Origin of the sequence: Malaciobacter pacificus (assembly GCF_004214795.1) — a bacterium.
In the GTDB taxonomy this organism is placed as follows: domain Bacteria; phylum Campylobacterota; class Campylobacteria; order Campylobacterales; family Arcobacteraceae; genus Malaciobacter_A; species Malaciobacter_A pacificus.
Genome location: NZ_CP035928.1, coordinates 692,589 through 711,263 on the forward strand (window position 1 = coordinate 692,589; position 18,675 = coordinate 711,263).

22 protein-coding genes are annotated in these 18,675 nt (G+C 27.9%); 19 read left to right on the plus strand and 3 right to left on the minus strand.

Features of this window, described 5'->3' with window-relative positions; translation table 11 throughout:
• Nucleotides 1–30: 30 nt before the first annotated feature.
• The 8 genes from APAC_RS03485 to APAC_RS03520 all read left to right on the plus strand — a co-directional run bounded on the left by APAC_RS03485 (nt 31) and on the right by APAC_RS03520 (nt 4,762).
• The gene (locus tag APAC_RS03485; protein ID WP_130232796.1) at nt 31–330 is read left to right on the plus strand and encodes a type II toxin-antitoxin system RelE/ParE family toxin; all 300 of its coding nucleotides are present in this window, start codon (nt 31–33) and stop codon (nt 328–330) included.
• Entirely contained in the window at nt 323–607 is a 285-nt protein-coding gene (locus tag APAC_RS03490; protein WP_130232797.1) for an addiction module antidote protein, read from the plus strand. Before APAC_RS03485 ends, APAC_RS03490 begins: the two co-directional genes overlap by 8 nt.
• Before the next feature lie 82 nt (nt 608–689).
• Nucleotides 690–920, plus strand: a complete 231-nt coding sequence (locus APAC_RS03495; protein ID WP_130232798.1) for a hypothetical protein — start codon at nt 690–692, stop codon at nt 918–920.
• A gap of 185 nt (nt 921–1,105) precedes the next feature.
• Nucleotides 1,106–3,079, plus strand: a complete 1,974-nt coding sequence (gene uvrB, locus APAC_RS03500) for an excinuclease ABC subunit UvrB (RefSeq protein ID WP_130232799.1) — start codon at nt 1,106–1,108, stop codon at nt 3,077–3,079.
• Between the two features lie 33 nt (nt 3,080–3,112).
• The gene (locus APAC_RS03505; protein WP_130232800.1) at nt 3,113–3,403 is read left to right on the plus strand and encodes a nucleotidyltransferase family protein; all 291 of its coding nucleotides are present in this window, start codon (nt 3,113–3,115) and stop codon (nt 3,401–3,403) included.
• Nucleotides 3,396–3,836: a HepT-like ribonuclease domain-containing protein gene (locus APAC_RS03510; protein ID WP_130232801.1), complete on the plus strand. Its 441-nt coding sequence runs from the start codon at nt 3,396–3,398 to the stop codon at nt 3,834–3,836. Before APAC_RS03505 ends, APAC_RS03510 begins: the two co-directional genes overlap by 8 nt.
• A gap of 12 nt (nt 3,837–3,848) precedes the next feature.
• Nucleotides 3,849–4,505, plus strand: coding sequence for an endonuclease III (gene nth, locus APAC_RS03515; RefSeq protein WP_130232802.1), 657 nt, complete (start codon nt 3,849–3,851; stop codon nt 4,503–4,505).
• Nucleotides 4,506–4,531: 26 nt separating this feature from the next.
• Nucleotides 4,532–4,762: a hypothetical protein gene (locus APAC_RS03520; RefSeq protein ID WP_130232803.1), complete on the plus strand. Its 231-nt coding sequence runs from the start codon at nt 4,532–4,534 to the stop codon at nt 4,760–4,762.
• 3 nt (nt 4,763–4,765) lie between these two features.
• On the opposite strand, the gene APAC_RS03525 is transcribed toward APAC_RS03520, so the two are convergent.
• The 3 genes from APAC_RS03525 to APAC_RS03535 all read right to left on the minus strand — a co-directional run bounded on the left by APAC_RS03525 (nt 4,766) and on the right by APAC_RS03535 (nt 5,803).
• Nucleotides 4,766–5,164 carry a hypothetical protein gene (locus APAC_RS03525; RefSeq protein ID WP_130232804.1) on the minus strand — a complete coding sequence of 133 codons (399 nt, stop codon included), beginning with the start codon at nt 5,162–5,164 and terminating at the stop codon, nt 4,766–4,768.
• A gap of 3 nt (nt 5,165–5,167) precedes the next feature.
• Entirely contained in the window at nt 5,168–5,413 is a 246-nt protein-coding gene (locus APAC_RS03530; RefSeq protein WP_130232805.1) for a hypothetical protein, read from the minus strand.
• Between the two features lie 165 nt (nt 5,414–5,578).
• Nucleotides 5,579–5,803, minus strand: a complete 225-nt coding sequence (locus tag APAC_RS03535) for a CopG family transcriptional regulator (RefSeq protein ID WP_130232806.1) — start codon at nt 5,801–5,803, stop codon at nt 5,579–5,581.
• A gap of 160 nt (nt 5,804–5,963) precedes the next feature.
• Here APAC_RS03535 and APAC_RS03540 point away from each other — a divergent pair, with 160 nt between their 5' ends.
• From APAC_RS03540 to APAC_RS03590, 11 genes are all read left to right on the plus strand, one after another.
• Nucleotides 5,964–6,968 (plus strand): nucleotide sugar dehydrogenase, encoded by a 1,005-nt coding sequence (locus APAC_RS03540; protein WP_130232807.1) that lies wholly within the window; start codon nt 5,964–5,966, stop codon nt 6,966–6,968.
• Between the two features lie 15 nt (nt 6,969–6,983).
• Complete coding sequence (locus APAC_RS03545) at nt 6,984–8,405, plus strand: mannose-1-phosphate guanylyltransferase/mannose-6-phosphate isomerase (RefSeq protein ID WP_130232808.1); 1,422 nt, start codon at nt 6,984–6,986, stop codon at nt 8,403–8,405.
• A 160-nt stretch (nt 8,406–8,565) separates the two neighbouring features.
• On the plus strand, nt 8,566–9,699 hold the full coding sequence (gene wecB, locus APAC_RS03550; RefSeq protein ID WP_130232809.1) for a non-hydrolyzing UDP-N-acetylglucosamine 2-epimerase: 1,134 nt from the start codon (nt 8,566–8,568) through the stop codon (nt 9,697–9,699).
• Nucleotide 9,700: 1 nt separating this feature from the next.
• On the plus strand, nt 9,701–10,897 hold the full coding sequence (gene wecC, locus APAC_RS03555) for a UDP-N-acetyl-D-mannosamine dehydrogenase (protein ID WP_130232810.1): 1,197 nt from the start codon (nt 9,701–9,703) through the stop codon (nt 10,895–10,897).
• A 96-nt stretch (nt 10,898–10,993) separates the two neighbouring features.
• Nucleotides 10,994–12,487 carry an oligosaccharide flippase family protein gene (locus APAC_RS03560; protein ID WP_228255940.1) on the plus strand — a complete coding sequence of 498 codons (1,494 nt, stop codon included), beginning with the start codon at nt 10,994–10,996 and terminating at the stop codon, nt 12,485–12,487.
• Entirely contained in the window at nt 12,484–13,782 is a 1,299-nt protein-coding gene (locus APAC_RS03565; protein ID WP_130232812.1) for a Coenzyme F420 hydrogenase/dehydrogenase, beta subunit C-terminal domain, read from the plus strand. The genes APAC_RS03560 and APAC_RS03565 overlap by 4 nt, the downstream gene beginning before the upstream one ends.
• Nucleotides 13,779–14,888, plus strand: coding sequence for a polysaccharide pyruvyl transferase family protein (locus tag APAC_RS03570; protein WP_130232813.1), 1,110 nt, complete (start codon nt 13,779–13,781; stop codon nt 14,886–14,888). The genes APAC_RS03565 and APAC_RS03570 overlap by 4 nt, the downstream gene beginning before the upstream one ends.
• Before the next feature lie 8 nt (nt 14,889–14,896).
• A complete protein-coding gene (locus tag APAC_RS03575) occupies nt 14,897–15,676 on the plus strand; it encodes a glycosyltransferase family 25 protein (protein WP_130232814.1) in 780 nt (259 codons plus the stop codon).
• A gap of 49 nt (nt 15,677–15,725) precedes the next feature.
• Nucleotides 15,726–16,922, plus strand: coding sequence for an EpsG family protein (locus APAC_RS03580; RefSeq protein WP_170170101.1), 1,197 nt, complete (start codon nt 15,726–15,728; stop codon nt 16,920–16,922).
• A complete protein-coding gene (locus tag APAC_RS03585; protein ID WP_130232816.1) occupies nt 16,919–17,989 on the plus strand; it encodes a glycosyltransferase family 4 protein in 1,071 nt (356 codons plus the stop codon). Before APAC_RS03580 ends, APAC_RS03585 begins: the two co-directional genes overlap by 4 nt.
• Entirely contained in the window at nt 17,979–18,671 is a 693-nt protein-coding gene (locus APAC_RS03590) for a WecB/TagA/CpsF family glycosyltransferase (RefSeq protein ID WP_130232817.1), read from the plus strand. The genes APAC_RS03585 and APAC_RS03590 overlap by 11 nt, the downstream gene beginning before the upstream one ends.
• Nucleotides 18,672–18,675 lie beyond the last annotated feature (4 nt).

Genomic DNA, 18,675 nt, shown 5'->3' on the forward strand with positions numbered 1-18,675 from the left:
ATCTTGTATCTTTTAAGATACAATTTCTTTATGTATTTAATAAAACAAACAAATATCTTTTCAAAATGGCTATCAAAACTCAAAGATACTCAAGGTAAAGTTGCTGTATTAAGAAGAGTTGAGAGAATGAAATTAGGAAACTTTGGAGATCATAAATCAGTTGGTAATAATATAAATGAACTTAGAATTCCAACAGGTCCAGGATATAGAGTTTACTATACTTTAAAAGATGATGAAATTATTGTTTTATTAATTGGTGGAGATAAATCATCACAAAGTGATGATATTAAAAAAGCAAATGAGATTTTAAAGGAGCTTGAAAATGAGTAATGTAGAACTTACAAACTTTGATATAGCACAATATCTTGATAATAAAGAAGTAATAGCTGAATATCTATCTCAAATTTTAGCTGATGGTGATATGGATGAATTACTTGAAGCTCTAGGAAATATTGCAAAAGCAAAAGGTATGAGCCAAATTGCAAGTGAAACTGGATTAGGTAGAGAAAGTTTATATAAAACTTTTCATAAAGGTACAAAACCTAAATTTGATACAATTATGAAAGTAATTAGTTCACTTGGAGTTAAAGTCCAAGTAACAGCTTAATTTAATAAGGAATAAAATGGTATTGGATTGCATTTTGATAAAATTGATGAAGACTTATCTGTTGAAGGTTTAATTAGAGACTTTGGAAATACATAAAAAAGTGATTACTGATTATAGAAAAAGAAATTTTTCAGTAGAATCTCAATACTCTCCAGCAGGAGATCAACCCCAAGCAATCGAAAAACTGAGTAATAGTATCCTTGAAGGTAATAAGTTTAATACTCTCAGATTTCAAATGAAGATTTTAAAAGTAAATTTAATTTATGAAATATTAATTTTAAAAGTTGACACTAGAGGTGATATTTATAAATAATTTATAGTATTAAAAAGATAAAATTAAACAAATAGAAATAAATTAAAAGGTTCATGGGATGAGTATTTTACAAATGCTAAAGAACATCATTTATCAAGATCAGCTCTTATTCAAAAAGCAGCATCTGAATACATAAAAAAGTGATTACTGATTATAGAAAAAGAAATTTTTCAGTATAATCCCACATGACAAAATTTAAAGTAGAATCTCAATACTCTCCAGCAGGAGATCAACCCCAAGCAATCGAAAAACTGAGCAATAGTATCCTTGAAGGTAATAAGTTTAATACTCTTTTAGGTGTTACAGGTTCAGGTAAAACCTATACTATGGCAAAGGTTATTGAAAAAACTCAAAAACCAACACTTATTATGACTCATAATAAAACACTAGCTGCTCAGTTATACTCTGAGTTTAAACAGTTTTTCCCAAACAATCATGTGGAATACTTCATCTCATACTATGATTATTATCAACCTGAAGCTTATATTCCTAGAACTGATCTGTTTATAGAAAAAGATAGTTCTATAAATAGTGAATTAGAAAGATTAAGACTTAGTGCAACAGCATCACTTCTTTCTTTTAATGATGTAATAGTTATCGCTTCAGTTTCAGCAAACTATGGTTTAGGTAATCCTACTGAATATAAAGAGATGGTTCAAAGAATCGAAGTAGGATTTGAATACTCTCAGAGGGAATTTTTACTAAAACTTATAGAAATGGGATATAAAAGAAACGACAAATTTTTTGATAGAGCTGATTTTAGAGTAAATGGTGATGTAATTGATATCTACCCAGCATATTATGATGATGAGTTTATTAGAGTTGAATTTTTTGGTGATGAGGTTGAATCAATCACAAAACATGAGTATCTAACAAACAATAAAATCAAAGAAGTTGAAGATGTGATTATCTATTCTGTTAATCCCTTTGTTGTTACAAATGATAGATTAGCAGTTGCCGTTAAACAAATAGAAGAAGAGTTAGATGAAAGACTAGAACAACTTTATAGTGAAAACAAACTTGTAGAGTATCAAAGACTAAAACAAAGAGTAGAGTTTGATTTAGAGATGATTGAAGGAACAGGTGCTTGTAAGGGAATTGAAAACTATGCACGACACTTAACTGGTCAAAAGCCAGGTGAGACTCCATATTCACTTATGGATTATTTTGAAACGATGAATGATGACTTTTTACTAATAGTTGATGAATCACACGTTTCACTTCCTCAGTTTAGAGGGATGTACGCAGCTGATAGAAGTAGAAAAGAAGTACTTGTAGAGTATGGATTTAGACTTCCAAGTGCACTTGATAATAGACCTTTACAGTTTGATGAGTTTATGAGTAAAAAAGCTTCATATTTGTTTGTAAGTGCTACTCCAAATGAACTTGAAATAGAAAAATCAAGCGTAGTTGCAGAGCAAATCATCAGACCAACAGGACTTCTTGACCCACTAATTGAGATAAAAGATAGTGAATATCAAGTAGAGACACTATATGATGAACTTAAAAAAGTAATAGAGAAAAATGAAAGAGCCTTAATCACTGTTTTAACAAAAAAGATGGCAGAAGAGCTTGCAAGTTATTATCAAGATTTAGGTATCAAAGTTAAGTATATGCACAGTGAAATTGATGCAATTGAAAGAAATCAAATCATCAGAGAGTTAAGACTTGGAGAGTTTGATGTTTTAATTGGTATTAATCTACTTAGAGAAGGGCTTGATATCCCAGAAACTTCACTTGTAGCAATACTTGATGCAGATAAAGAAGGATTTTTAAGAAGTAGAACTTCACTAATACAGACAATAGGAAGGGCTGCAAGAAATCAAAATGGTAGAGTAATACTATTTGCAAAAAGAATCACAGACTCTATGCAGTATGCTATTGATGAAACAAGTAGAAGAAGAGAAATCCAAGAAGCCCATAACAAAAAGCATGGTATTACTCCAACTTCAACAAAAAGAAGTTTAGACCAAAATCTAAAAATGGAAGAGTATGATGATGTTGCTTGGAAGAAAAGCAAGCTAGAAAAAATGCCAGCAAGTGAGCGAAAGAAAATCTTAGTTGAGTTAAATAAACAGATGAAAAAAGCCGCCCAAGACTTGAATTTTGAAGAAGCAATTAGACTTAGAGATGAGATAGATAAGATAAAGAAGTTATAGGTATAATAGAAAAAATTAATTTGGAGTTTATATATGCAAGTAACAAAAGAAACTATATTGTCTTTTTTAAAAGAGCATAAAAAAGAATTTCAGAAAAAATATTTGGTAGAAAAAATCGGACTTTTTGGATCTTATGCAAGAGATGAAGCAACCGAAGATAGTGACATAGATATTCTTGTAAAAATGCCTTCAAGTTTTGATAACTATTATGATTTCAAAGAGTATTTAGAAGAAAAACTTCAGAAAAAAATTGATTTAGGATTAGAAAAAAGTATTCGTAGTTTTATTGCAGAAGATATAAAAAAGGACATAATATATGTCTAAAAGAAAAATAGAATTCTATATATTAGACATATTAATTGCAATTGATAAAGTAGAAAGATATACAAAAAAATTTTCAAATGGTACTGAATTACTAAATGATGAACTAAGTTGGGATGCAACTATTAGAGAGTTAGAAATTATTGGCGAAGCAACTAAAATATTATTGAATGAATCTTTTTTAGAAGACAAAAAGTATAGAAGAATCGTAGATTTTAGAAATCAGATAAATCATGGTTATTTTGGTATTGATGAAGATATAGTTTGGGATGTTATTAAAAATAAATTAGTTGAATTTAAAACAGATATTGATGAATTAATTTATTTAAAAAATATTGATATTATTCTCACAATTGAAATATTTGAAAAAGAAAACTTAAAACAAAAATCAGTAATAAAGTTTTTACAGCAATTAAAAAATTTAAATAGTAAATAAAAGGAAATTGGTTTGCCAAGATTAAAAAAAGCAACTAAAGAAGAGATAGAGATCATAAAACAAGCGTTTGTAGAAAAGTATAGTGATGCAGTTACAGAGTTAGAGTATAGAAACGATTATGAGTTATTAATCGCAATCATACTTTCAGCTCAATGTACAGATAAAAGGGTAAATATCATCACTCCTGCACTTTTTGAAAAGTACCCAAGTGTAAGAGAGCTTGCCGTTGCAAATTTAGAAGATGTAAAAGAGTTATTAAAATCTTGTTCATTTTTCAATAACAAAGCAAAAAATATCATCAAAATGGCACAAAGTGTTTTAGAAGATTTTGATGGTGAAATCCCACACGACCAAAAGAAGCTTATGAAACTTGCAGGTGTTGGAAATAAAACTGCAAATGTATTTATGATTGAGTTTGAGGGTGCAAATTTGATGGCTGTTGATACTCATGTATTTAGGGTTTCGCATAGACTAGGTCTTAGTGATGCTAAAACTGTAGATAAAACAGAAGAAGAGTTAGTAAAAAAACTAAAAGGGCATGATTTACACATCTTTCATCAAGCGATGGTTTTATTTGGTAGATATATTTGTAAAGCAGTTAAACCTGATTGTGATAACTGCTTGTTCCCTCATGTATGTAAATCAAAGAGTGGGTTCAAACCACATTGATTAAAAATAATTATAAAAGGAATGATATGAGTCAAAATGTAGATGATGAAAGATTCACTCCAAATTGGCACACAGAAATTCTAGATGAATTAGAAACTAAAGAAAAAGACAATCAATTAAAATTTTCAAATTTTGATGATGCTAAGAAAAGGTTACAATCAAAAGCTATTGCAGGCTTTCATCATTCCATTCCGAAAATTATACATAAAAATTCCGAAAATTCAAAGCAATTATTCCGAAAATTCAAACAGCTTTAAACCCTATCTAACTCTACACTCTTCTTTAAAATCTTTAAAGATATACTCATCTTCTACTTTGATTACTTCTACATCTTTTGCTTCACAAAAGTATTCTTGGCCTTCTTTTTGGATGAGGTAGTTAAATTTATATATATTTTTACTACTTGATAGTACCTCTACATTTGTTTGATTAAATGATAGTTTTAAAACCTCTAAACCTTTATGCTCTTTGTAGTATTGTTTAAAAGCATTTGGAAGTTGATTTTTCTTTTCAACACTAAAGAAAAGTATAGCCACTACTATAGATACAGCTACCACCGAAGTAGTCACCAGCTCTTTTTTTGTAAAACTTGTTTTTATTTTATATACTAAATATATGATTAAAGCTATTATAAGTAGGGAAAATATAAGTATTTGCATGATTTATTTACCTTTATTTTGAAGTCTTGCTTTAAATGCATCTTTTGATAGATATTTACTAGAAGTTGATACAGCCTTTGGCAAAAACTCATCTTCTGCTACAGCTTGTGTTCTTTTTACAAGTGAGCTTTTACCTATTGGTTTATTATCTACTTTTATATCTTTTATCAAATCAGATTTTAGATTCTTTAAAATCATCAAAACCGTATCTTTATTTTTATTATCCACATCTAAAACTATTTTCGCCAATTTTTCGCCTTTTTAATTTGGATTATATTATCTTTTTTATTTATATTGAATAACTTAAAAATCTAAAAGAAGCAAATATTCTAAAATATTTTATAAAAATGAATGAGGGAGTAAATGAGGGACTATATAAGGGAGTAAATGAGGGAGTAAAATCTCTGTACAATCTCACGATTTAGATAGTTTTCTCATATCTTTTAAACTAATTGTTTCATTTTTCTCTAAACTTCTCTTTTTTGCAATTTGTAAATCAAGATGATCAAAATAAAATTCTAAGGCTTGTGAAACTAAGGCACTTTTATTTTGATTTAATTCTTTTGCAAATTCTGTCACTTCATCTGATAAACTTTTTGGCATGGAAACTAGTAGTTTTGTATTTTTAGTTGTTATCATAATCTAATCCTATGGTTTTATATATACATTAGTATATCTAAAAAGATATAAATCTTAGAATAATTTTCGCCAATTCTTTGCCTTTTTAATTTGGATTATATTATCTTTTTTGTTTATATTAAATATAATAACCTAAAAATCTTAAGGAAGCAAACATCATATGAAGATTGCTATTGCTGGAACAGGCTATGTAGGACTTTCAAACGCTCTTTTACTATCACAACAAAATGAAGTAATAGCACTAGATATAATCCCTCAAAAAGTAGAACTCTTAAACAACAAAAAATCACCAATCAAAGATAAAGAGATAGAAGAGTATCTACAAAAAGATAACATAAACTTCACAGCAACCTTAGATAAACAAAAAGCCTACCAAAACGCAGACTTCATAATCATAGCAACACCAACAGACTATGACCCACAAACAAACTACTTCAACACAAAATCTGTAGAATCAGTAATAAAAGATATCATAGAAATAAACCCAAACACAACAATAGTAATAAAATCAACTATTCCAGTAGGATACACAAAAGAAGTATCAAAAAAATTCAATACAAATAATATAATCTTCTCACCAGAATTCCTAAGAGAAGGAAAAGCACTATATGATAATCTATACCCTTCTAGAATAATAGTAGGTGAAAAATCAAAGCGAGCCCAAACCTTTGCAAAACTACTAGAACAAGGTGCTAAAAAAGAAAACATTGATATATTATTCACAAACTCAACAGAAGCAGAAGCTATAAAACTATTTTCAAATACATATCTAGCCATGAGAGTAGCATACTTCAATGAACTAGACTCTTATGCTCAAACTCACAACTTAGATACAAAACAAATCATAGATGGAGTTGGATTAGACCCAAGAATAGGAAATCCCAAGGTAGTTGGTATTTATAGACTGATTATGAAAAGTGGAAGTGATAACTTTAGACAAAGTGCTATTCAAGGCATCATGAAAAGAATCAAAGCAAAAGGTATCGAAGTAGTTATCTATGAACCAGAACTAAAAGACAAAGAGTTTTATAACTCAAAAGTCATAAACGATTTAGAAGAGTTTAAACTCCTAAGTGATTTAATAGTAGCAAATAGAATGGAATCACCTCTAGAAGAGATTAAAGAAAAAGTTTATACTAGAGATATTTTTAATAGTGATAGTTAAGAAAAGGACCAAAAAATGACAAACATAATCCTATGCGGAGGAAGTGGAACAAGATTGTGGCCAATAAGTAGAACACTTATGCCAAAACAATTCGTAAAACTATTCTCTCATAATAAAAAAATAAAATCATTGTTCCAATTAACAGTTCAAAGAAACTCAAAAATATGTGATAGTCAATTTATAGTCTCAAATACAGAACAATACTTCCTAGCCCTAGATCAACTTGAAGAATTAAGTAAAACAAATAATAAATACCTCCTAGAACCAATAGGAAGAAATACTGCCCCTGCTATTGCCCTAGCTTGTATGCAATTAGATAAAGATGAAATAGTCCTAGTAACTCCAAGTGATCACCTAATAAAAAATGAAATAGAATATGAAAAAGTTCTATTAAAAGCAAAAGAATTAGCTGAAGATAATAACCTAGTAACCTTCGGTATTACCCCAACATTTCCTGAAACTGGATTTGGATATATTGAATCACAAAATGAGTTTGATGTAAAAGCCTTCCATGAAAAACCAGACTTAAATACAGCAACTTCCTACCTAAAAGCAGGAAACTACTACTGGAATAGTGGTATGTTTATGTTTAAAGCAGGTGTGTTTTTAAATGAACTAAAAAAATACTCTCCAAATATTTATGAAACATCACTAAATGCCCTAAATAATGCAAATAAAGAAAATGACCTAACTAGAATAAAACATACTGATATGATAAATATCCCAGAAGATAGTATAGATTACGCTGTAATGGAAAAATCTTCTATAGTAAAAGTAATACCCTCTAATATAAACTGGTCAGATGTAGGTAGCTTTGATGCCCTTTATGAAGAACTTCCATGGAGTGAAACGGAATCCTGCAGCGAAGCAAAGGTAAAAGATGAAAATAATAATACATTAAATGAAAATCATATATCAATAGATTCTAAAAATAATCTAATATATGGTAATGATAGAATAATAGCAACAGTAGATGTAGAAGATCTTATTGTAATAGATACAGGAGATGCACTACTAGTATCAAAAAAAGGCTCTTCTCAAAAAGTAAAAAAAGTAGTAGAAAAACTAAAACAACAAAACTCCCAACTACATAATATCCACCTAACAGGACATAGACCATGGGGAACATATACAGTACTAGAAGATAAAAGTGGATATAAAATAAAAAGAATAGAAGTAAAACCAGGAAAAAGACTATCCCTTCAAAAACACTTCCATAGAAATGAACACTGGATAGTAGTATCAGGAACTGCAACAGTAACAGTAGGAGATAAAAAACAATATATCAGACCAAATGAAAGTACATATATAAAAATGGGAGAACTTCATAGACTAGAAAATGAAGGAAAAATACCAGTAGTACTAATAGAAGCCCAAGTTGGTGAGTATACAGGTGAAGATGATATTGTTAGGGTTGATGATGATTTTAGGATGTAAAATTTGCAAAAAATCAATAAAAATATAAAAATGAGTCATTTCTGAGACATTTGTATAGTACAATACATGATGAAAATATAACGGTAAAATATACTTGTTTATTATTTACTAAGTTGTAAGAAGATAAAATATTTGTCTTAAAAATAGGGAGTAATGAAGTTTGAAAAAAGTCCTACTAGTATTCGGAACAAGACCAGAAGCAATAAAAATGGCACCATTAGTAAAAGCCTTTGAAGAAGAGAGCTCAATTGAATCAAAAGTATGTGTAACAGCACAACATAGAGAAATGCTTGATCAAGTTCTTGAAATGTTTGATATTAAACCTGATTATGATTTAAATATTATGAAACCAGGTCAAGATCTTTTTGATGTAACTTCAAATGTTCTTTTGGGATTAAAAGAAGTATTAAATGACTTTAATCCTGATGTAGTTTTAGTTCATGGTGATACAACTACTACTAGTGCATCTTCACTAGCTGCTTTTTATAATAAAATAAAAGTAGGACATGTTGAAGCAGGACTCAGAACAGGTGATTTATACTCTCCATGGCCAGAAGAAGCAAATAGACAAATAACAGGTGTATTAGCAAACTATCACTTTGCTCCCACAACAACATCTCAAAATAATCTTCTAAAAGAAAATAAAGATCCAAAAAATATAATAGTAACTGGTAATACAGTTATTGATGCACTTTTTTTAGCATTAGATAAAATAGAAAAAAATGAAGAATTAAAAACTAAAATTGTAAATTCTATAAACTCTCAATATGAATTAAAAGAAAATAAAAAACTAATCTTAGTAACAGGACATAGAAGAGAAAACTTTGGAGATGGATTTATAAATATTTGTGAAGCTTTAAAAACACTTGCAATAAACAATCCCGATGTAGATATAGTATATCCAGTACACTTAAATCCAAATGTACAAAAACCAGTTAAAGAAATACTATCAGATACTAAAAATGTATTTTTAATAGAACCACTTCAATATGAACAATTTATATATATGATGAATAAATCATATTTTATAATAACAGATTCAGGAGGAATACAAGAAGAGGCACCAAGTTTGGGAAAACCTGTATTAGTTATGAGAGATACAACAGAGCGACCAGAAGCAGTGGAAGCTGGAACTGTAAAATTAGTAGGAACAAATAAAGAGACTATTATCAAAGAGGCTCAAAATCTTATAGATAATGAAGAAGAATACAACAAAATGTCAAAAGCACACAATCCATATGGAGATGGTAAGGCTTGTGAGAGAATTGTAAATTTTATTAAGGAAACAAAATAATATGAATCAAAATAAAAAGATATGTGTAATAGGACTTGGATATATAGGTTTACCAACAGCAGCACTTTTGGCAAATAGAGGTTATAGTGTACATGGAGTAGATGTAGTTCAAAGTACAGTTGATACTATCAACCAAGGTAAAATTCATATTGTAGAACCAGAACTTGATACATTTGTACAAAGTGCTGTAAATAGTGGAAAATTAAAAGCAAGCCTAAAACCTGATATTGCAGATGTATTTATCATAGCTGTTCCTACTCCTTTTCATGATGGGCATGTACCAAATGTGGATTATGTAGTAAGTGCTACAAAAGCAATAACTTCTTATGTAAAAGATGGTGATATAGTGATACTTGAATCAACATCACCAGTAGGAACTACAGAGCTTGTAGAAAAGACTCTAAAAGAAGAAGATGTAGATACAAGCAAACTTTATATAGCTCACTGTCCTGAGAGAGTACTTCCTGGTCATATCATGAGAGAACTTGTGGAAAATGATAGAATCGTAGGTGGTCTTACACCAGAAGCTACAGAAAAAACTGTAGAATTTTATAAAACTTTTGTAAGTGGTGCGGTACTTTCAACAGATGCAAGAACAGCTGAAATGGCAAAATTAACTGAAAACTCTTTTAGAGATACAAATATAGCTTTTGCAAATGAATTATCTATGTTATGTGATAAGTTTGATATAAACGTATGGGAATTAATATCTTTAGCAAATAGACACCCAAGAGTAAATATACTTCAACCAGGTGCTGGAGTAGGAGGTCACTGTATAGCTGTAGATCCATGGTTTATAGTTCATGCAGGTGGTGAAACAGCTAAGATGATAAGAACAGCAAGGGAAGTAAATACATATAAAACAGAGTGGGCTATAGAGAAGATAAAAAATGCTGCACTAGCTTACGAAGTTGAAAATGGAAGAAAAGCAAAAGTAGCTTGTATGGGATTAGCATTTAAACCTGATATTGATGACTTAAGAGAATCACCAGCACTTTATATAGCTAGAAGACTTAAAGCTGATGGACTAGATGTATTAGCAGTTGAGCCGAATATAGAGAGTCATAAAGAATTTGAAATAGTAAATTATAAAGAGGCTATAAAACAAGCCGATATAGTGACATTTTTAGTAGCACATAAAGAGTTTAAATCTTTAGAAATTCAAACTGATTTAGACTTTTGTGGAGTTTTAAATTGATTACGTATATCAAAATAAATTCTTTAATAAAAATAATGTTTTAACTAAGAAAAACTATTAATGACCCAAAACAACAAACGAATAGCCAAAAACACAATGTTTCTTTACTTCCGTATGATTATCATCATGGCAGTAGGTTTTTATACTGTAAGAGTCGTATTAGATATACTTGGTGTAACAGATTTTGGTCTTTACAATCTTGTGGCTAGTTTTGTTCTTCTCATGGCTGTTTTGAATAATACTTTAACAGGCGGTACACAAAGATTTTTGACTTTTGAAATAGGCAAAGGTGACTTAGTAAAACTCAAACAGACTTTTTCAACTGCTGTAATGATTCATATCGCTTTAGCTTTATTAATTTTACTTTTAGGTGAAACTATTGGTCTTTGGCTATTGTATGAAAAGATAAGTATCCCAGCTGATAGATTTGATGCTGCATTTTGGGTTTATCAGTTTGCTATATTTTCTATTATGGTCACAGTTATGCAAGTACCTTACCACGCTTTGATTATAGCTCATGAAAGGATGCATATATTTGCCTATGTAAGTATTGTTGAAGCTATTTTAAAACTTTTTGTTGTTTATTTACTGTTGGTTATATCATTTGATAAATTAATAATTTATGGTATTTTGATGTTTTTAGTTTCATTAACAATTGCTTTATATTATAGAATTTATGTGTTAAAAAATTATGAAGAGTCTCATTTTACACTTATGTTTGATAAACATATTATTAAATCTATGATGCAATTTTCAGGTTGGAATTTATTTGGAACATTAGGTGCAATGTTATCTAATCATGGAGTATCTATACTTTTAAATCTATATTTTGGACCTGTGGCAAATGCTGCACATGCTATTTCAATGCAAGTGAGTAATGGATTAAATCAATTTGTAAATAGTTTTCAAACAGCTATAACACCACAAATAACTAAACTATATGCATCAAATAAAATAAATGAACTAAATAATTTTTTATATCAAAATACTAAGTATGCATTTTTATTACTTTGGATAATGGTATTACCAATCATTTTAAAGTTAGATTATGTTTTATCTGTATGGTTAACGCAAATACCTGAAAATACAATTATTTTTACAAAATTACTTATGATATATGGTTTAATGTATTCTTTTATACGTCCAATGGTTATGGCTATACAAGCAACTGGAAAAGTTAAAGGTATTCAAATTAGTGCTGGAGTGTTATTGATTCTTGTTTTACCAATTTCATGGGTTTTATTAGAAAATGATTTTCCTATATATTCTCCATTTATAGTGATGCTTTGCATGTGGATTTTTCATATTTTATTAGAAATATTTTTCTTAAAAAGATTAATAGGTTTTTCATTGATAAGCTTTTTAAAAATATCTTTTGCTCCTCTTATAATCATTATAAGCATTTCTTTACTATCACTAAATTATTTATCTAATTTGATAGATAATAATATTTATCAACTATTACTTTTTTTTGTAGTGTCTATATTTGTAAATTTTATTTTAATCTATTTTATAGGTATAGATTTACAAACAAGAAAAAAACTAAAAATTATTTTTAAAAATAAGTTTAAATTACAAGGAAATAGATGAGTTTCAATATTATAAAAACTACTGTACAAAAAGATCAATGTATAGGTTGTGGAACTTGCGATGCTATTTGCCCCGTAGATGTTTTAAAAATGGATTTTAACTCAATAGGTATGTATGAACCTATTGAATCAGAGGGTTGTTTAGATAAATGTACACTTTGTATGGATGCTTGCCCTTTTGTAGAAGAGAATAAAGATGAAAAAGAGTTAGCAAAAGATATCTATGAAGATGAAGAAAATATAAATTTTCATAAAGATTTAGGCTATTTTGTAAATACCTATGAAGTACATAAAAAAGATACTTATGAAAGGTTAAAGTCAGCATCTGGTGGAGCAGGACATTCACTACTGAAAAATTTACTTGAGCAAAAGCTTGTAGATACAATATTGACAGTAGAATCAAATAATGATCCAGATAAACTTTTCAAGTTTTCTAACTTTAAAGAGATTAAAGAGTTAGAAAAAATAAGAGGCTCAGTATATTATCCTACAGAAATGTCTGAAGTTTTAGATTATGTTTTGAAAAATGATGGAAGATATGCTATTACTACACTTCCATGTTTTGCAAAAGCTATCAGGCTTGCACAAGCTAAAAATAGTAAACTAAGAAAAAGAATCAGATTTATCATAGGTCTTGTTTGTGGGCAGATGAAAACAAAGGAGTTTGCCCATGCTTTGGCAAAAGTTGCTATTGGAACAGATAGATTGAAAAAAGTCAATTTTAGAGTCAAACAAGAAAACAAATCAGCGATAAATTTTGGTTTTGAATTTACAAGTATTGATGAAAAAAAAGTTAATAGACTTTCAAATGCAGATCTCCCTTCAAAGTTGTGGGGAAGCAGAGCCTTTACTCCAAATGCTTGTAATAGTTGTACAGATGTTTTTGCTCATTGTGCAGATGTAGTTCTGATGGATGCTTGGCTACCTGATTATATGAAAGATTATAAAGGTCATACTTTAGCAATAGCTCGTACAAATGAAATAGATGAAATTATTTGTAATAGTAATGATGTATCGATTGAAATGATTGATTATAATTTAGTATATAAATCTCAAGAAATGGTAGTAGATACTAAAAATAATTATAAATATGGTAATAAAAATTATTTTATTAATAAAATAATAAAATATAGAAAAGAAATACAAAAACTAAGTAATAGTGGATATGAAGAGAATAAGAAAAAAATTAATTCATTATTAAAAAAAATTAGAGTGATGGGAAAGCTTTCTAATATCAATAATCTTGAAAGTATTTCAAAAAAAATAGTTAATAAATTTAAAAGGTTTAATAAATGAAAATAGCAGTACTGACAATGACTTTCAATAATAATTATGGAGGGTATTTACAATCATATGCACTAATTGAAACACTAAAAAAACTTGGTCATGAACCAATGTTATTGTTTGTACAGTCAAATGATCTAAGTCTTAAAACTAAATTTAAAAAATATTTAAAAAGATATTTTTTATCTTATGTAACAACTAGATGGAAGAATGAACGATTTAAAAATATTATTGAAAAAAATACTAAATACTTTGTTGATAGATATATTATACCCAAAACTGATCCAATATACTCATTTGATGATTTTAAAAAGTATGGGGATAAGTTTGATGCTTATATTGTTGGTAGTGATCAAGTTTGGCGACCTACTATGTATAAGTATATCGACAGGGCTTTTTTTGATTTTGTAATAAATCCAAAAGCAATTTTACTTTCTTATGCTCCATCATTTGGACTTGATAAATGGGAATTTACTCCGGAGCAAACTTCAAAGTTTAAAAAACAAATTAAAAGATTTAAAGCAGTATCAGTTAGGGAAAATAGTGGAGTTTTACTTTGTAAAAATAATTTTGGAATTAATGTTCAGCATGTTCTTGATCCAACTATGCTATTAGAAAAAGATGATTATGATAAAATCATAAAACAAGAAAATGAATCTGATTTTAATGGTGAATTATTATCCTATATTTTAGATGAAACACACGATAAAAAATATCTTGAGGAGCTAATAGTTTCTACTCTTGGTTTAAAACCATACAGTATAAATGTTAAATCAAAAGATCCGAATGAGGATATTGAGAAGCAAATTTATCCAACAGTAACTTCATGGTTAAAAGGTTTTGATAATGCTAAGTATGTAGTAACTGATTCTTTCCATGGCTGTGTATTTTCTATCATATTTAATAAGCCTTTTATTGTATATGGAAATAAAAGCAGAGGAATGGCTAGATTTAATTCTATTCTTAAAATATTTGGTCTAGAAGATAGGCTAGTTCTGAATAAAAGTGATATAAATATAGAAAAAATTCAAAGCCAAATTGACTGGAAGAAAATAAATTTAATACTAAATAAGTATAAAGTTAGATCTAAAAATTTTTTAATTGATAACTTACAATAAGGAATAAAATGCAAGATGATTTATTAGGAATATATTATATTTCATTAAAAAAAGATACTCATAGAAGAAATAAAATGTCAAAATCATTTAATGATGAATTTGAAAAAATGAACTATATAGAAGCAGTTTATGGAAAAAACTTAACTACAGAGGAGTACTTTAATAGAATGAATCATTTTTTTCATAATACTGATAAGTTAATAACTCCTGGTGAGCTTGGTTGTCTTATGAGTCATGAAAAAGCCTTGAAAAGTTTTATAGATTCAGATTACAAATATGCACTTATTCTTGAAGATGATATAATAGGTACTGAACAAGACATAAAAGAGATAAGAGATATTATAATTAATTTAAAAGAAGAATTTTTCTTTCATTGTGGTGGAATGGACGGTAGGAAAGCAAGTAAATATATTTTTGGAAAAAAAATAAAAAAAAATAAAAACATATTTTTATTAGCAGAATTTAGTATTAATCATTTATGGAGGGCATCTTCTTACTGTATTGATAAAAATACAGCTATTAAGTTATTAAATATATACAAGAATAATATTGCTGTTGCAGATGAGTGGAATAAAATTTTACCAAGACTAAAAGTTAAATCTTATGTAGCAAGTATATTGCTTCATCCTATTGAACTTAGTGAGTCCAATCTTGAATCAGATAGATTATTAAAAAAAGACAAGATGACATTGATGAAGTTTTTAACCAAATCAGTTAGGAAAATAAAAAACATTTTAAATAAAAAATTTTATAAATTAATTGGGTACAAAAATATTTATAATGATTAATAATATTAGATATCTGTCAGGTTTAATTCTTTTAACAACTAGTTTGTTTATGCCATATGTATTATATATTTATTGTTCTCTGTTATATTTTTTTTTCTTGTCTGAAAAAATATTTATAAAATATAATTTTTTATTATTTCTATTTATAATTACTTTTTTGGTTTCAAGTCGATATGTAGGTTTACTGTGGGATGGCTCAGATGATATGGCTTCCTACTTTTTAGCATATGAACATTATACGACCTTTGAAACTGTTCCTGCTATTTCACTATTTTATGCTAAAAATGTTGATATATTATTTGCATATTATTCATATTTTTTGAAAGTATGGAATTTTAATTTATTTCAATACTATTTTTCCACAATTTTAATAACTTTTATAATTATGTATTTTAGTTATAGAAAAATTTTAACCTTAAAAGAAGCAATTTTTTCTGTAGTATTTTATATTTTATATATAAAAAGTTTTCAGTTACAATGGCATATTCTCAGATCATCAGTTGCTCTCCCAATACTTTTCATGGCAATTTACTATAGATCTATTGATGAAACTATAGCAAAAAAATCACTACTTATTTATGTTATTGGTGCGACAATTCATATGTCATCTGCATTATTATTATTACCGCTATTTATTTTTGCAAAAAACTTAAGAACACATATTAACTTTATCAAGTACATTAAGATAATATTAAAAATATTATTTGTCTCAATAATTTTATTTTTAATATTAACATTAACAGATAATTATGTAGTTAATAAAATAACCGGTTCTTTTGATACTCGTTCTTTTTTTCAAATTAATTCAAATATTATTTATTTAATATTACCATTATTTTTAATGGTTACATATGTGATAGTTTTCAAAAAATTAAATTTAACAAATTATTTCATATATAATATTATATTATACAATTTATTACTTATTATAGTAGGTGTAGTAATAGCAGGAGGGGAGATATTTAGAATTGTTCAGTTTACTTTATTTTTACAACCCATTGTATTTTTAATGATATTACAAAATATTAAAAACTTATCGATAAAAATTATATTTTCAATACCAATCATTTTAAGTTTATACCTTGGACATTTATATATTGTAAACCTTAATCAATCTAAATTCTTTTATAAAAGTAATCAAGCCCCAATTAATCTAACAGTATATCAAACCTTCCCCCTTCTTATAGAATATTTAGAAAACGATATTCAATATTTTAATGGATACAGATATAAGGAAAAACATTGAAAATCTTATTAATATCAAACATGTATCCATCAAAAGAAACACCTTTTTTTGGTACATTTGTAAAAAATTTTAGAGAACGACTAGAAGATGAAAATATTACTTTTAAACTTGTAGTTATCAAAGGCAAAGGAACTTCTAAATTAGATAAAATCAAAAAATATTTTAACTTTTTCAAAAATACAATTAGCAAAGTAAAAGTAGATAACTATGATATGATATATGTACATTATATAAGTCACTCTTTACTACCACTTTTGTTAGTACAACGATATATTAAAAAGCCTCTAGTTTTAAATGCTCATGGAAGTGATATATTTGTAAACAATAGAATTGGTGGATTTATTCAAAAGCTTGTAACTCCTATTATTAAAAAAGCAGATATGATAGTAGTGCCATCAGATTATTTTCAAGATGTTATTTACACTAAATTTAATATCTCTAAAGAAAGAATATTTGTTTCTCCATCTGGTGGTATAGATACTAATCTGTTTAAGCCTCAAGAGATAAAAAAAGAGATATTTACAATAGGATATGTTTCAAGAATAGATAAAGGCAAAGGTTGGGACACTCTACTAGATGCTGTTAATTCACTGATGAGTGAAGGTGTAACATTTCGAGTTTTAATTATTGGTGGTGGTGCAGAGGAAAAATCACTTTTGCAAAAGATTGAAGATCTAGAACTTAAAAATATAGTGGAGTTTGTCGGACCAAAGCCTCACAATGAGCTTGTAAGCTATTTTAATCAAATGAGTATTTTTGCCTTTACTACTAGGCTTGCAGAGAGTTTGGGTCTTGTAGGACTTGAAGCTATGGCATGTAGTGTGCCTGTAGTTGGCTCAAACATAGGTGCACTTCCTAGTTATATTAAGGATAACATAAACGGTAAACTTTTTGAAGTAGGAAATGCTGAAGCTTTAGCAAATAATATTGAACATTTTATCAACATGAATGAAAAAGAATTACAAATGTATAAAAACAATGCACTAAAAACAGCGATACTATATGATTCCAAAATTGTAGCTAAAATTTTGTCTTCTAAATTGAAAGGATTTATCGATGAGAAGTGAAATTATTAATGATTATAAAATAAATGCATTTGAAAATAAAAAACACTTTTTAAATCAAATTAAAAATGAAAAAAAAATACTCATAGCAATGAATGCAGAAAAGATACTTAAAGATGATGAAAAACTAAGAAAAATTGTAAATGAAAATATCTCATATCCTGATGGTATTGGTGCAGTTATGGCATTAAAACAAAAGGGCTTAAATACTATAAAGATACCTGGTAGTGAATTTTGGTTAGATATAATAAAAGAATTTCAAAATGAAAAAAGTTTTTATTTTATAGGCTCTACACAAGAAGTAATAGAAAATACAATAAGAAAATTGAAGATAGAATATCCAAGTATAAATATTTTAGGATATCAAAATGGATTTATAAATGAAGAACAAAAAAGTGAACTAAAAGAGAAACTACAAAATTTAAAACCTGATGTTATTTTTGTAGCACAAGGAAGTCCTCGACAAGAGTTTTTAATGGATGAACTTATACATTTACAGCCTGCTTTATATATGGGGTTAGGTGGTAGTTTTGATATTTATGGAGGAAATAAAAAAAGAGCTCCAAAGGTATTTTTAGATTTACATTTAGAGTGGTTATATAGACTTTTAAAAGAACCTACAAGAATAGGCAGACAGTTAAATTTAGTGAAATTTTTAGTTTTGTTAAAACTAGGTAAATTATAAATCA